Raw genomic sequence first — 13,288 nt, 5'->3', positions numbered from 1 at the left:
CCACCCAACATCAGCAACATGAATTACGTTACCGCAGAAAACCTCACCAAATCGTATGGTTTAAAAGTTTTATTTAAAGACATCACCTTCAATGTGAATGAAGGGGACAAAATTGCCATCGTTGCTAAAAACGGGAGCGGAAAATCGACCTTGCTCAAAATTCTGATGGGAACTGAAATTGCAGATTCGGGCACCGTGGTCATCAACAAAGATATTCAAGTTGTACTTTTTGATCAGGAAATTGAGTTTAATTCGAATCTTTCCATTGAAGAATTCATGATGACACTGGATTCGGCACCGATTATGGCAGTAAAGAATTACCATCATGCGCTGCATTCAGAAAATCCTGATGACATGGAAAAAGCTCTTGCCGAAATGGAGCTTCATAAAGCCTGGGATCTCGAAAATGAAATGAAACAGATCCTTTCGCAGTTGAAAATTACCGATTTGGAAGCCAAAATGGGGACGCTTTCCGGTGGACAGATCAAACGGGTGGCTTTGGCAAAACTTCTGACAGAAACCCGGGCTGAACACCGTCATATTCTCATGATCATGGATGAGCCGACCAATCACCTGGATGTAGAAATGGTGGAATGGCTCGAAAATTATCTTTCAAAAGCAAAAATCACCTTGCTTCTCGTGACTCACGACCGTTATTTTCTGGATGCGGTTTGCGATATCATCTGGGAAATGGAAGATCAGAATCTGTATTTCCATAACGGAAGTTATGCCACTTATCTCGAAAACAGAATGATCCGTGAAGACAATCTGGATGCTACGATCGATAAAGCCAACAATCTGTACCGCAAAGAACTGGAATGGATGCGCCGTCAGCCGAAAGCCAGAACCACAAAATCCAAATCCAGAATCGGGGATTTTTATGAGACCGAAAAAGTAGCGAAGACCGACACTCGGAAGCAAAATCTGGAACTGGATTTCGAAATGAAACGCCTCGGCAAGAAAATTCTGGAACTTAAAAATATTGATAAAAGCTTCGGCGGCAAGTTGCTTCTGAAAGGTTTTTCCTATCAGTTTCAGCGCGGCGAAAAAGTGGGAATCGTGGGGAAAAACGGCGCCGGAAAATCAACTTTGCTCAATATTATTCAGGGACTTGAACCTTTTGACAAAGGCGAGATCGATACAGGCGAAACCATCAAATTCGGGTATTTTGCCCAGAAAGGACTTCAGTACAAGGAAGACCAGCGCGTTATTGATTTCATTAAAGATATTTCGGAAAATTTTCCTTTGGCGAATGGAAGAACCATCTCGGCATCACAGTTCCTGCGTCTTTTTCTTTTTGATGACCAAACCCAGTACTCTCCTATTTCCAAGCTTTCGGGCGGAGAAAAAAGGCGTCTGCACCTGATGTATGTCCTCTACCAAAATCCAAATTTTTTAATTTTTGATGAGCCTACGAATGATTTGGATCTGCCGACCTTAACGGTTCTGGAAAACTTTCTGCAGCAGTTTCAGGGAAGTTTGATCATCGTTTCGCATGACCGTTATTTCATGGACCGGATTGTTGATCACGTTCTGGCTTTTGAAGGCGACGGAAAAATCAAGGATTTTGTCGGTAATTTCTCAGAATACCGGGAGAATAAAAGCCTGGAACAGAATAAAAAGAGTCCGGCGGATGCAGTTCCGGCTACTAAGAAAACGGAAAATACGCAAACTCCTGCAACACCTGTAAAAGCAGCGCCACCAAAACGGAAAATGTCCTTCAAGGAGCAACGCGAACTCGAAATGATTGACAAAGAAATACCTGTTTTGGAAAAAAAACGCAGTGAAATCCTTGAAAAACTGAATTCGGAAAGTGAGTACGAGAAAATTGCCGCATTCTCTGCAGAAATTGAAGCAATCAGCAGCCAGTTAGAGGAAATGGAATTGCGCTGGCTGGAACTTCAGGAATAGAGAAAATTTTGTGGGCCTTTTTTACAGAAAACAGCAAAAAATTACTGATATGATAAAAATCAGTTAGTCTTTTACATCTATTTATCAGCATCTTATCCTTCTATTTTTGATATTATTTAGAATTATTCAAAATAAATTTTGCATTAACAAAGTGCTTTTTTACATTTGCAGTGTTATTTTAATTCGTTCTAAATAAAAATTAACCATGAAAAAACAGATTGTTGTTCTCGGAATGCTGATGACCGGATTCACCCTGAATGCCCAAATGAAATTCGTTCCTGAAAGTGATACTATAAAAATTCAGGAAATTGAGGACGTAAACCTTCATAAAAGCGGAAATCCGAATAAAGCAAAAGCTTTCTCCACCAAATCGAACCTTACGGTAATGGAAACTCCACAAGCGATTGCAATTGTTACCCATGAAATTATTGAGCAGCAGCAAAGCAAACAGCTGAGTGATGTTCTGCAGAATGTAAACGGGGTTTACGTGACCTCTTCCCGCGGAAATTCACAGGACAGTTTTGGCGGACGCGGTTTCGTTTTAGGAAATGACAATATTTTCAAAAACGGAGCCAGAGTCAGCAGCGGGGTTTTTCCTGAAGTTTCAGGTCTGGAAAGGGTTGAAGTATTAAAAGGTGCTAACGCCATGCTGTACGGAAATACTTCAGCAGGTGGTATCATCAACATGATTACGAAGAAACCAAGATTCAATTACGGCGGAAGTATCGGACTGAATGCGGGAAGCTGGAACTCCTATAAACCTACTGTAGATTTTTACGGGCCTTTAACTAAAAAAATTGCCTTCCGCGTAAATGGGACGTACGAGTATGCAGAAAGTTTCAGGGATGTGGTGGAATCGCAGAAATATTATATCAACCCGTCTTTCCTTTTCAATATCGGAGCCAAATCCCAGCTGATTGTTGAGGCAGATTATCTGAAAAATGATTTCACTCCGGATTTCGGAATCGGTTCGATTACCAATAAAGATCTGAGTTATGAATTGAATGATACTGTGGACCGTAACGTATTTTTCGGTACAGACTGGCAGTATCAGAACGTTCAGCAGGCTTCAACGAACGTCACCTTCAACCATCAGATCAACACCAACTGGACATTAAACGCGGTGGCTTCTTATCAGAATTACACGAAGGATTATTTCTCTTCTGAAAGAGTACAGTGGGCCTACGACAAAAAAGTTGATGAAAATCGCCTGTCATGGACAAGGCCTTTCAACAAAACTTACAACGAGCAAAATTACGGTTCGGCACAGGTAAACCTCAACGGTGAATTCAATACCGGAAAAATGAATCATAAAGTACTTTTCGGGGCGGATGCTGATTATAATCAGGCTGATACTTATACCTATACACTTGGAGCAACCGCTAATATTTTATTTTTAGACGATCCGTCTACGTGGGGAAATATTGCAATGCCTTCGTCGACCCTTAACAATAAAAACAGAATCAACACGAGAAGGATCGGCGCATTTGCACAGGATTTCATCAGTCTTACCACACAGTTTAAAGTAATCGCGGGTTTAAGATGGTCTTATATTGAAAATATGCCGACCATCAACACCAATTTTGTAACAGGAATTAAAAAACTGACCGATAATACCGCAACTTCTGATCAGGCTTTGTCACCCAAACTTGGATTTGTTTATATGCCCAATGATCATTTATCAGTTTTTGCAACGTATACCAATTCATTCGCGGCCAACAGCGGCAGTACCTCTTCTGAACTTGGTATACTTAATACCGGCGGAACTGCCGCAGAAGTTCAAACTCAGGTAATGAATATCGACAGACAGGGAATCAGTCCTACAACAATTGACCAGTATGAAATCGGAGCCAAGAAAAACCTCTGGAACAATATGGTGGCGGTTAATCTATCGGTGTACCAGATAAATTACAACAACTATTATCAAACCTACTGGTATCAGAACGCAGCAGGTGAAATTATTTCTCCGGATTCTACTCTCAAGGAATTTGCAGGAAAAATGAGAAGCCGCGGTGTGGAACTTGACATTACCGGAAACCCAACGAAAAATCTTTCCATTATTGGCGGAATTTCCTACAACAATGCCGTTTATCTGGACACTCCAGAAAAAGGATTTGTGGAAAAACAAAGACTGGTTAGAACACCTTCAACAACAGCAAATGCTTCGGTATTCTATAAGTTCACCGAAAAGCTGGCTGGTCTAAAAATCGGAGCGGGTGCTTATTATATCGGCGGAAGACTTGCAGGATGGAATGATTCAAAATCTACTGAAATATCCAGAAACGGCGTTTCAAGAATTCTGGAACTGGATGATTACACGACGGTATCCTTTTCGTTAGGATACGATTGGCAGAAATTCTCCGTTCAGGGGAAAATCGGGAATGTTTTTGATGCCGAAAACTACAATGTTCACGAGAATTATTCAGTAAATCCGATTACACCACGAAATTATTATCTCACGTTCACTTATAAACTTTAAAAATCATAATCATCTTCAATTTTTCAATAACAGCAGTGGAAATTCAGGTTTCCACTGTTGCTGTTAAAAACTAAAAAATCTAGTAAGACATGGATAAAATTAAAAACACCAGAACGTTCATGAGAATCGTTCACCGTTACCTCGGGTTTTTTATGGCCGGAATTATGGCCACTTATGCCATCAGCGGCGTTTTGATGGTGTATCGGGATACCGATTTCCTGAAACAGGAAAAAAAATACGAAAAAGTCTTCGCTAAAAATCTCAGTGAAAAAGAACTGGGAAAGGAAATTAAAATGAAGAATTTTGAAGTTCAGAAAAACGAAAACGGCATCTTACATTTCAAAGGCGGGACCTATAATCCGGCAACCGGAGAAGCCAAATACATGAAAAAAGAACTGCCTTTTGTCCTGAATAAAATGACGCAACTGCATAAATCACAGTCCAAAGACAGGCTGTCACCGCTCAATACTTTTTTCGGGATTTCGCTGTTTTTCTTTGTTATTTCCAGCTTCTGGATGTTCAATACGAAAACAAAAGCCTTCAGACGCGGCATGTACTATACCATTGCCGGACTGGTTTTGGCGCTGATTTTGATATTTATCTAAATACAATACATGATTTCCTTTCAATTTCTGAAAGGATTTTTTATTCATTTTAAAAATTAATCAATGCTGGCCGTAAAAAACATCAAATATCTGGATATCGTTTATAATGTATTGGAGCGCTGGTACACCAAACTGGCACAAGCCACGCCAAATATCATCGTTGGAATCATCGTTTTCGTCATGATTCTTCTGCTGAGTTCTTATCTGAGTAAGCTGGCGGTAAAAGTTTTCCACCGGTTCTTTCCAAAAAGCACGAATAATTCCATTATCAACTTAATCGGATTTTTCAAATTCCTCATACTGCTGATGGGCGCTTTTATCGCCTTTGAAATCATGGGACTGGGCGGTTTTGTAATGAAATTTCTCGGAAGTTTAGGAGTTGCAGGGGTGATTGCGGGGGTTGCGCTTAAAGATCTGGTTTCGTCGATGTTTTCCGGAATGCTTATTGGTTTCGACAAGGCCTTTCAGGTTGGTGATTATGTTACCATCGCCGGAACTTCGGGAACGGTTGAAGACATTGGATTTCTGACTACCAAAATCCTAACCGATGAAGGCAAAAAAGTGTATGTTCCCAACCAACTGATTTTCACTGCACCTTTTATCAATTATTCTGCTTCAGCCCAAAGGAAAATATTTATCGGTCTTGAAATACCGAACAACGAAAATCTTGAAAATACCAAAAAGGCTATTCTGGAGGAAATGCAGACTTTTGATTTTGCCGAGGATACAGGCAGTGCAGAAGTAATTTTCCTGAAACACAGTTTGGGCGTTTTTTATCTGGAAGCACGGTTCCAGATGAAAACGGGAGAAAACACGGTTCAGGTGCGAAGTGAAGCCCTTTTGAGAATCAAGAAAAAGCTCGACGACAGTGGCATTCAGCTCGCCACGCAAACGCAGATGATCTCCGGAAGTCCTGCAGAGTAAAATTATTACAAAAATAAAAAAAGAACGCGCCCTCCGGCGCGTTCTTACATTATCTATGAAAAATCTTAGTTACCTAAAACTTCTTTTACTTTATTGGCTGCTTCTTCCAGGGTAATTGCAGAATGAACAGGAAGACCTGAATGGTCAATCAGTTCTTTCGCTTCAACAGCGTTTGTTCCCTGAAGACGGACGATCAAAGGAACCGGAAGACTTCCCATTGCTTTATAGGCATCTACAACGCCCTGTGCAACACGGTCGCAACGTACAATTCCACCGAAAATATTAATCAGAATAGCTTTTACATTCGGATCCTGAAGAATAATTCCGAAAGCTTTCTGAACTCTTTCTGCATCTGCAGTTCCACCAACGTCTAGGAAGTTGGCAGGATTTCCGCCTGAAAGTTTGATGATATCCATGGTTGCCATCGCCAAACCAGCTCCGTTTACCATACAGGCAACATCACCGTCGAGTTTCACGAAGTTAAGGCCTGCTTCACCCGCTTCAACATCGGTAGGATCTTCTTCTCTTGTATCTCTTAATGCTTCAAGGTCTTTGTGACGGAAAAGTGCATTACCGTCTAAAGTAACCTTCGCATCTACTGCAATAATTTTATCATCAGAAGTTTTCAGCACCGGATTGATCTCAAAAAGAGAAGCATCAATTCCGACATAGGCATTATAAAGACTGGTGATGAATTTTGTGAATTCTTTGAAAGAATTGCCTTCCAAACCTAGTTTGAAAGCAATTTTACGCGCCTGGAAGCCCTGAAGTCCCAAAGCAGGATCAATCACTTCTTTGTGAATCAAATGAGGAGTTACTTCAGCAACATGCTCAATGTCCATTCCACCTTCTGTGGAATACACGATTGTATTTTTACCAAGAGCTCTGTCTAAAAGAATGGAAACATAAAATTCTTTGGTTTCGGTTGCACCGGGATAATATACATCTTCAGCTACCAAAACAAAGTTTACTTTTTTGCCTTCCGCAGAAGTCTGAGGGGTAACCAGCTGCATTCCGATAATGCTTTGTGCATTTTCTTTCAGTTTATCCAGATTCGGAGAGAACTTAACACCGCCGCCTTTTCCACGTCCGCCTGCATGAACCTGGGCTTTAACAACCCAACCTTCTGCACCGCCGGTCATTTCTTTTAATTTATTGGCTGCATCTACTGCTTCTTCCACATTGTTTGCAATAAAACCGCGCTGGATGTTAACGCCATATTTTGCTAAAATCTCTTTTGACTGATACTCGTGAAGATTCATACTATTTTAATTAGAATTTATTTTAAGATTGACAAATTTAAGAAAAAACTGGAAGATGGAAGCCGGATGAATGAAGTATTTAGTATTTCCTGCCAACTTCTCTGCATATTTCAAGATATTCCGGCGGTATTTTGCCGAACATCCCTTCTTCAAAATATTCATCGGTATGCGGAATGTAAAGGCTGTATTTTTTACCTAAAGGAATCAGCGGGATGAAAAACAGTTCAAAATAATTTTTATAAACGGTAATAACGGCGTTTACTTCAAAACCATTTCTCATGATTTTGCGGGTTTCCTTACCAACAGGCTTTTTATTCAGTCCAAAAATGAAGAAAAACATGGTTTTTAGATTCTGTTTTTCAAAAAGTAAAAAATAAGCATGGCCCACGAAATGATCATGAGCAAACCGCCAATTGGGGTGATGGGACCGAGAAATTTAAGGTTGGTATTCCAAACGTCGGTAAAACTCAACAGATAAATCGTGACCGAAAACAGGAAAGTTCCTGCAATCATAAGAATGGAAATCCATTTTTCTGACGGCGTTTCAAATTTTAAAATATATCCTACAATCAGCAGAAACAGCGCGGAATACATCTGATATTTCACACCGGTTTCGAAACTGGCCAGCTTGTCTGCCGACAAAACTTTTTTCAGTGCATGCGCGCCGAAAGCGCCTAATATCACCGAAAGCAATCCGTAAACTGCCCCGGCGACCAATGTAAATGTCTTCATATTATAATTGTCCTTTTTGATACATGATGATTAATTTTCCGGCCAGTGTCAGAATACCAATGACAATAAAAAGCCAGGAAAACCTTTTTGAAGCAGCAAATCCCGGATCTTTGGTAACCTTCAGAAAAATACCGAAAATAAGCAGGATGAGAGCCAGAAAAATTCCAAACATCTTATTTATTTCTTAGGCTGTTAAATTCATTGATGACTTCATGATGCGTCACCGTTTTATCTTTAAAATAGGTCACAAAATGATTTTTCTCCTCTTCCGTTGCACCGAGTTGGTTCAGGATATTCAGCAGATGCATTTTCATGTGACCCTTCTGAATTCCAGTCGTCACCAAGGAACGAAGCGCAGCAAAATTCTGCGCCAGACCTGAAACCGCGAGGATGCTCATGAGTTCCTGCGCTGAAGGTTTCCCGAGCAGGGCCAGAGAAAATTTCACCAGCGGATGAAGATTGGTTAAGCCACCCACCACTCCAACAGAGATCGGCAGGTCGATCCAGAATCTGAAAATGCCGTTATCGATCGTACAGTGTGTTAAACTCGTATATTTTCCGTCTTTCGCCGCATACGCGTGCGCACAGGCTTCGGTGGCGCGAAAGTCGTTTCCGGTCGCAATGACCACCGCATCCACCCCATTCATCACGCCTTTGTTATGCGTGGTGGCGCGGAAAGGCTCAATTTCGGCAATCGTTACGGCTCTTTTGAATTTTGTCGCGAATTCTTCGTTTGAAATTCCGCTGTCGTCTTTCAGGTCTTCAATTTTACAGGAAACTTCTGCCCTCACGATGCAGTCGGGCGTGAAATTCGATAAAATATTCATCACAATCTGCAGCGAATCCTTTTCTTCCTGCGTAAAACTCTCCTCTTTCGCCACTTCCTCCTTCAGCGTTTTCCCGAACTGTTCGAGGCACGAATTGATGAAATTCGCCCCCATCGAATCTACGGTATTGAAACTTGCCTTCAGCTGAAAATAGTTTTCCAGATCAGCAGTTTTATCGACAAGACGGATGTTCAGGATGCCGCCGCCGCGGTTCCTCATGTTTTTCGTAATGGCTTCCGTACCTTCGAAAAGTTTTTCCCTCAATTTAAAATTAAAGAAATGCTGCAGTTTATGAGGTTCCACATTCAGGATGAAATGTGTATGTCCGAGTTTTTTGGTATTGATGATCGTCGTTTTAAACCCTCCCTTATCAATCCAGAATTTCGCGGATTTCGAGGCAGCTGCCACCACAGAACTTTCTTCTACGGCCATCGGCAAAGCCAGAAGTTTCCCGTCAATTAAAAAATTGGGAGCGATGCCATAAGGCATATAAAAATTTGAAAGCGTATTTTCCGAAAATTCTTCATGCAGTTTCTGCAGCGTGTCATCCCCATTCCAGTATTGCTGGAGAATCTGTTCGTAACTGCGGTCTTCATTCAGATATTCTTTAATGAGCCAATCGATCTTTCTTTGTTTTGAAAGTTTTGAAAAACCTTCAACCGGACTGTGATTCATAGAAAATGATTAAAGTTCAAAGATAGGAAAAAAATGTACCGTCAGCTGATTGATTTTTGATAAAACCTAATGATAAGAACAGCTGACTGATGATTTCAGGCATTTGGACTGCTGCATCCAATTTCTTTTTGTGTCCTGTGTTTTTAAGTCGGTTTCGTGACTCAATATTTGGCGGGATTTTGTAAATTTGCGTTGAAATTTTTAGGTATGAAGGAAAGTTCGGTAAAAAAAATTGCAGTTTTAACTTCAGGAGGCGATTCTCCGGGAATGAATGCAGCGCTGAGAGCTGTAGTACGTACGGCAAGCTACTACAATATCGAATGTTTCGGGGTACGGGAAGGCTATAACGGACTTATTCATGACGATTTCATTAAAATGGGACCGCGATCCGTTAAAAACATCATTAATGAAGGAGGAACAATCCTGAAATCGGCTCGATCCAAGGAATTTATGACGAAAGCCGGCCGTAAGAAAGCCTACGAAAACTGTGTGAAACATGAAATTGATGCACTGGTCTGTATCGGCGGCGACGGAACTTTTACTGGAGCAAAAATTTTCAACGAGGAATTCGGAATTAAGGTAATCGGCGTTCCGGGAACCATTGACAATGATATTTTCGGGACCGACAATACGATTGGTTACGACACTGCTTTAAATACCGCAATGGAAGCCATCGATAAGATCCGGGACACTGCGACCTCACACAACAGGGTGTTTTTTGTTGAAGTAATGGGACGTGATGCAGGATTTATTGCCCTGAACAGCGGAATTGCAGCCGGCGCACTGGATATTTTGATTCCCGAAAAAAAGGACAGCCTGAAAGACCTTTTTGCTACATTCGACCGCGCCGAAAAAGCCGGAAAATCATCGAGCATTGTGGTGGTGGCAGAAGGCGAACAACTCGGCAATATTTATGAACTGTCCAAAGCTACGCAGGAAAAATTTCCGGATTATGATATCAGAGTGGCGGTTTTGGGCCACATCCAGAGAGGCGGATCGCCAAGCTGCGCCGACCGCGTTTTGGCGAGCAGGTTGGGTTACGGTGCAGTAATCGGTCTAATGAAGGGAAAATCTAATGTTATGGCCGGAATGCAGTCGAATAAACTGATATTCACCCCTTTTGAAACTGCAATCGTTAAACACAACGAAATCAACCAGGATTTGCTGAAAATCTCAGAAATTCTGGCAATTTAAATAAGAAATAATTTAATACAAATACTATGTCAACAATCAAAGTAGGAATCAACGGATTCGGTAGAATTGGGCGTCTTGTTTTCAGAGCAATGGCCGAAAGAGAAAACATCGAAGTTGTAGGAATCAATGACCTCATCAATGCCGAATATATGGCTTATATGCTGAAGTATGATTCTGTACACGGAGAATTTAAGGGTGAAGTTTCTGTATCCGGAAACGACCTCATCGTTAACGGTAAAAAAATCAGGGTTACTGCTGAAAAAGATCCGAACAACCTGAAATGGAACGAAGTAGGTGCAGAATATATCGTAGAATCTACAGGGCTTTTCCTTTCAAAGGAATCTGCGCAGGCGCACATTAACGCCGGTGCAAAAAAAGTGATTCTTTCCGCTCCGCCAAAAGACGACACACCAATGTTTGTAATGGGGGTAAATCACAAGGATCTGACGAACGATATCAATATTTTCTCGAATGCATCATGTACCACCAACTGTCTTGCGCCGTTGGCAAAAGTAGTTCACGATAATTTCGGAATCATTGAAGGACTGATGACAACCGTTCATGCAACCACTGCAACGCAGAAAACTGTTGACGGACCTTCAATGAAAGACTGGAGAGGCGGGCGTTCAGCTTTGAACAACATCATTCCATCCTCAACCGGTGCTGCAAAAGCAGTTGGCAAAGTTATTCCAGCCTTAAACGGAAAACTGACGGGAATGTCTTTCAGAGTTCCAACAGCCGACGTTTCAGTTGTGGATTTAACGGTTAGGCTTGAAAAACCAACTTCTTACGAGGAAATCTGCGCAGCAATGAAAGCAGCTTCTGAAGGTGAGCTGAAAGGAATTTTAGGTTATACGGAAGATGCCGTGGTTTCTCAGGATTTCGTTGGTGAAAAAAGAACTTCTGTATTCGATAAAGATGCAGGAATCATGCTTTCTCCCACCTTCGTGAAACTGGTTTCATGGTACGACAATGAAATGGGATATTCCAATAAATTAGCTGATCTATTGGTACATTCAGCTTCTTTGTAATAAGAAAGTAAAAGGCAATCAATAAGAAAACCGCTCACATCTGAGCGGTTTTTTGTTTTTCTTCTGTTTGAATAAAGATTTGAGAACACGCAAAAACAATTAATAGCCGTGCAGATTGATCTCTTCGGTGCGTAAAAGCTGAACCTTTTTTCCCATCTTTTTCTGGATCACTCTGAAGTGCTGAAGATCAGCCTCAGTCACCAAAGTTATGGCCGTGCCGGTTTCAAGGGCACGACCGGTCCGTCCAATCCTGTGAATATAATCCAGTGGCGAACGGGGCAATTCATAATTGATGACCACCGCCAAAGATTCAATGTGAATTCCGCGACCGATAAGATCAGTAGCCACAAGAATCTGTGTGTCGCCTTCTTTAAATTCTTTCAGGTTTCCCGTCCTTGAGCCTTGGGATTTTTTTCCGTGCACCGCTGTTGCCGGAATTTTATTTTTATTGAGTTTTTCTGCAAGATGATCCGCAGATCTAGTTGACGAAGCGAAGACCAATGCCTGTTTAATATTCTGTTCCTTAATCAGATACCGTAAAAACGGACCTTTCGTTTCCTCGGTAACCAAGTAAGCAAGCTGGGTAATTTTATCGATATCAATTTCGTCCGGTTTGACTTCTACAAGCACCGGATCAATTGTTAAACGGTTTTTAATTTCTTCGACTTTATCATTCAAAGTGGCTGAAAACAAGACCGTCTGTTTTGTGGCGGGCATCATCGCGAAAAGCTTATTCATCTCTTCTTCGAAACCCAACTGGAACATTTTGTCGGCTTCATCAATGACCAAATGGGTGATTTGTGAAATACTTAAGGCTTTGTGCTCAATCAGATCAAGAAGTCTTCCTGGTGTTGCCACCAAAACTTCCACTCCAAACATTCCTTTCATTTGCGGATTGATGGAAACGCCGCCATAAACCGCCATGGTTCTGATTTCTCTCTTTAAATTCTCGGTAAAAGCACGGAAAACCTCATCGATCTGAATCACCAGTTCCCGCGTCGGAGCCAATACCAATACCTGAATATTCCGGTCTTTTTTCACCTCTTCGTTCTGAAGTTTTTCCAAAATGGGCATTACAAAACACGCGGTTTTCCCTGAACCGGTCTGTGCGATTCCCATCAGATCTTTTCCCGATAAAATGACTGGAACGGTCTGCTCCTGAATGGGGAAAGGCTTTAAAAAGCCCAATTTTTTGACTGATTTTATTATGTTGTGTGACAAGCCCAAAGATTCAAAAGACATAGAAGTATTTATTTCCGCAAAGATAATCTATTCAACATCACTCTTTACTTGCACTTTTAAGAAAAATTTTAAATTGAAACAATTAGGCTATTCGTAACTTTGGTGGCTCAGAGATTGCAGTTCTGCTGCTTCAAAGTAATCACGCACCAAATATTTAAATGAAGGCAAAACCTCAATTTTATAATGCACCCCATTTCAGGAATTTTTGGGAAGAAGGCAACGGAAAAGAACTGCTGAATTGTGCGGATATAGATGTTGACATGCAGGATTTTCAAAAATATTCGCCACTTTATCACGAAGTAGATGTGTTGGGCGACGATGCTGTGAAAGAGACCTATCTGAAACTACCCTATCATGAAGCAGCAGCGTTGGTAGACCGGTTTTCTAAAACTAAAATTTCAGCAAA

At 41.2% G+C, this 13,288-nt stretch carries 12 protein-coding genes; 6 read left to right on the top strand and 6 right to left on the bottom strand.

Going from position 1 to position 13,288, the window contains the following annotated elements; all coding sequences use genetic code 11:
* Positions 1 to 18 precede the first annotated feature (18 nt).
* From FUA25_RS05460 to FUA25_RS05445, 4 genes are all read left to right on the top strand, one after another.
* A complete protein-coding gene (locus FUA25_RS05460; protein ID WP_147755897.1) occupies positions 19 to 1,911 on the top strand; it encodes an ABC-F family ATP-binding cassette domain-containing protein in 1,893 nt (630 codons plus the stop codon).
* 205 nt (positions 1,912 to 2,116) lie between these two features.
* Entirely contained in the window at positions 2,117 to 4,390 is a 2,274-nt protein-coding gene (locus FUA25_RS05455; protein WP_147755896.1) for a TonB-dependent siderophore receptor, read from the top strand.
* Positions 4,391 to 4,479: 89 nt separating this feature from the next.
* On the top strand, positions 4,480 to 4,995 hold the full coding sequence (locus FUA25_RS05450) for a hypothetical protein (protein ID WP_147755895.1): 516 nt from the start codon (positions 4,480 to 4,482) through the stop codon (positions 4,993 to 4,995).
* Between the two features lie 63 nt (positions 4,996 to 5,058).
* Positions 5,059 to 5,919 carry a mechanosensitive ion channel family protein gene (locus FUA25_RS05445; RefSeq protein WP_147755894.1) on the top strand — a complete coding sequence of 287 codons (861 nt, stop codon included), beginning with the start codon at positions 5,059 to 5,061 and terminating at the stop codon, positions 5,917 to 5,919.
* Positions 5,920 to 5,984: 65 nt separating this feature from the next.
* Here FUA25_RS05445 and sucC read toward each other — a convergent pair whose 3' ends face one another.
* The 5 genes from sucC to FUA25_RS05425 form a co-directional block, all read right to left on the bottom strand.
* On the bottom strand, positions 5,985 to 7,181 hold the full coding sequence (gene sucC / locus FUA25_RS05440; RefSeq protein WP_147755893.1) for an ADP-forming succinate--CoA ligase subunit beta: 1,197 nt from the start codon (positions 7,179 to 7,181) through the stop codon (positions 5,985 to 5,987).
* A 79-nt stretch (positions 7,182 to 7,260) separates the two neighbouring features.
* Positions 7,261 to 7,521: a hypothetical protein gene (locus tag FUA25_RS05435; protein ID WP_147755892.1), complete on the bottom strand. Its 261-nt coding sequence runs from the start codon at positions 7,519 to 7,521 to the stop codon at positions 7,261 to 7,263.
* A 5-nt stretch (positions 7,522 to 7,526) separates the two neighbouring features.
* The gene (locus FUA25_RS05430; protein ID WP_147755891.1) at positions 7,527 to 7,913 is read right to left on the bottom strand and encodes a DUF423 domain-containing protein; all 387 of its coding nucleotides are present in this window, start codon (positions 7,911 to 7,913) and stop codon (positions 7,527 to 7,529) included.
* A gap of 1 nt (position 7,914) precedes the next feature.
* Positions 7,915 to 8,085 (bottom strand): hypothetical protein, encoded by a 171-nt coding sequence (locus FUA25_RS13230; protein ID WP_185146661.1) that lies wholly within the window; start codon positions 8,083 to 8,085, stop codon positions 7,915 to 7,917.
* 1 nt (position 8,086) lies between these two features.
* Positions 8,087 to 9,415, bottom strand: coding sequence for a hydroxymethylglutaryl-CoA reductase, degradative (locus FUA25_RS05425; protein WP_147755890.1), 1,329 nt, complete (start codon positions 9,413 to 9,415; stop codon positions 8,087 to 8,089).
* A 207-nt stretch (positions 9,416 to 9,622) separates the two neighbouring features.
* Here FUA25_RS05425 and pfkA point away from each other — a divergent pair, with 207 nt between their 5' ends.
* Positions 9,623 to 10,609: a 6-phosphofructokinase gene (pfkA, locus tag FUA25_RS05420; RefSeq protein WP_147755889.1), complete on the top strand. Its 987-nt coding sequence runs from the start codon at positions 9,623 to 9,625 to the stop codon at positions 10,607 to 10,609.
* A gap of 26 nt (positions 10,610 to 10,635) precedes the next feature.
* Positions 10,636 to 11,640: a type I glyceraldehyde-3-phosphate dehydrogenase gene (gap, locus tag FUA25_RS05415; RefSeq protein WP_147755888.1), complete on the top strand. Its 1,005-nt coding sequence runs from the start codon at positions 10,636 to 10,638 to the stop codon at positions 11,638 to 11,640.
* A gap of 99 nt (positions 11,641 to 11,739) precedes the next feature.
* Here the strand turns inward: gap and FUA25_RS05410 are convergent, their stop codons facing one another.
* Entirely contained in the window at positions 11,740 to 12,828 is a 1,089-nt protein-coding gene (locus FUA25_RS05410; RefSeq protein ID WP_317130265.1) for a DEAD/DEAH box helicase, read from the bottom strand.
* Positions 12,829 to 13,288: the final 460 nt, after the last annotated feature.

The sequence above is a fragment of the Chryseobacterium sp. genome (genome assembly GCF_008014695.1).
In the GTDB taxonomy this organism is placed as follows: domain Bacteria; phylum Bacteroidota; class Bacteroidia; order Flavobacteriales; family Weeksellaceae; genus Kaistella.
The sequence above is the reverse complement of the archived record's forward strand: the minus strand, read 5'-3'. Positions and strand labels throughout refer to the sequence as shown.

What these genes read in the sequence shown, in the direction of transcription:
- gap (WP_147755888.1), top strand. Translation starts at nt 10,636, where the DNA reads ATGTCAACAATCAAAGTAGGAATCAACGGATTCGGTAGAATTGGGCGT.
- FUA25_RS05430 (WP_147755891.1), bottom strand. Translation starts at nt 7,913, where the DNA reads ATGAAGACATTTACATTGGTCGCCGGGGCAGTTTACGGATTGCTTTCG.
- FUA25_RS05425 (WP_147755890.1), bottom strand. Translation starts at nt 9,415, where the DNA reads ATGAATCACAGTCCGGTTGAAGGTTTTTCAAAACTTTCAAAACAAAGA.
- FUA25_RS05455 (WP_147755896.1), top strand. Translation starts at nt 2,117, where the DNA reads ATGAAAAAACAGATTGTTGTTCTCGGAATGCTGATGACCGGATTCACC.
- FUA25_RS05445 (WP_147755894.1), top strand. Translation starts at nt 5,059, where the DNA reads ATGCTGGCCGTAAAAAACATCAAATATCTGGATATCGTTTATAATGTA.
- FUA25_RS05435 (WP_147755892.1), bottom strand. Translation starts at nt 7,521, where the DNA reads ATGTTTTTCTTCATTTTTGGACTGAATAAAAAGCCTGTTGGTAAGGAA.
- pfkA (WP_147755889.1), top strand. Translation starts at nt 9,623, where the DNA reads ATGAAGGAAAGTTCGGTAAAAAAAATTGCAGTTTTAACTTCAGGAGGC.
- FUA25_RS13230 (WP_185146661.1), bottom strand. Translation starts at nt 8,085, where the DNA reads ATGTTTGGAATTTTTCTGGCTCTCATCCTGCTTATTTTCGGTATTTTT.
- FUA25_RS05450 (WP_147755895.1), top strand. Translation starts at nt 4,480, where the DNA reads ATGGATAAAATTAAAAACACCAGAACGTTCATGAGAATCGTTCACCGT.
- sucC (WP_147755893.1), bottom strand. Translation starts at nt 7,181, where the DNA reads ATGAATCTTCACGAGTATCAGTCAAAAGAGATTTTAGCAAAATATGGC.
- FUA25_RS05460 (WP_147755897.1), top strand. Translation starts at nt 19, where the DNA reads ATGAATTACGTTACCGCAGAAAACCTCACCAAATCGTATGGTTTAAAA.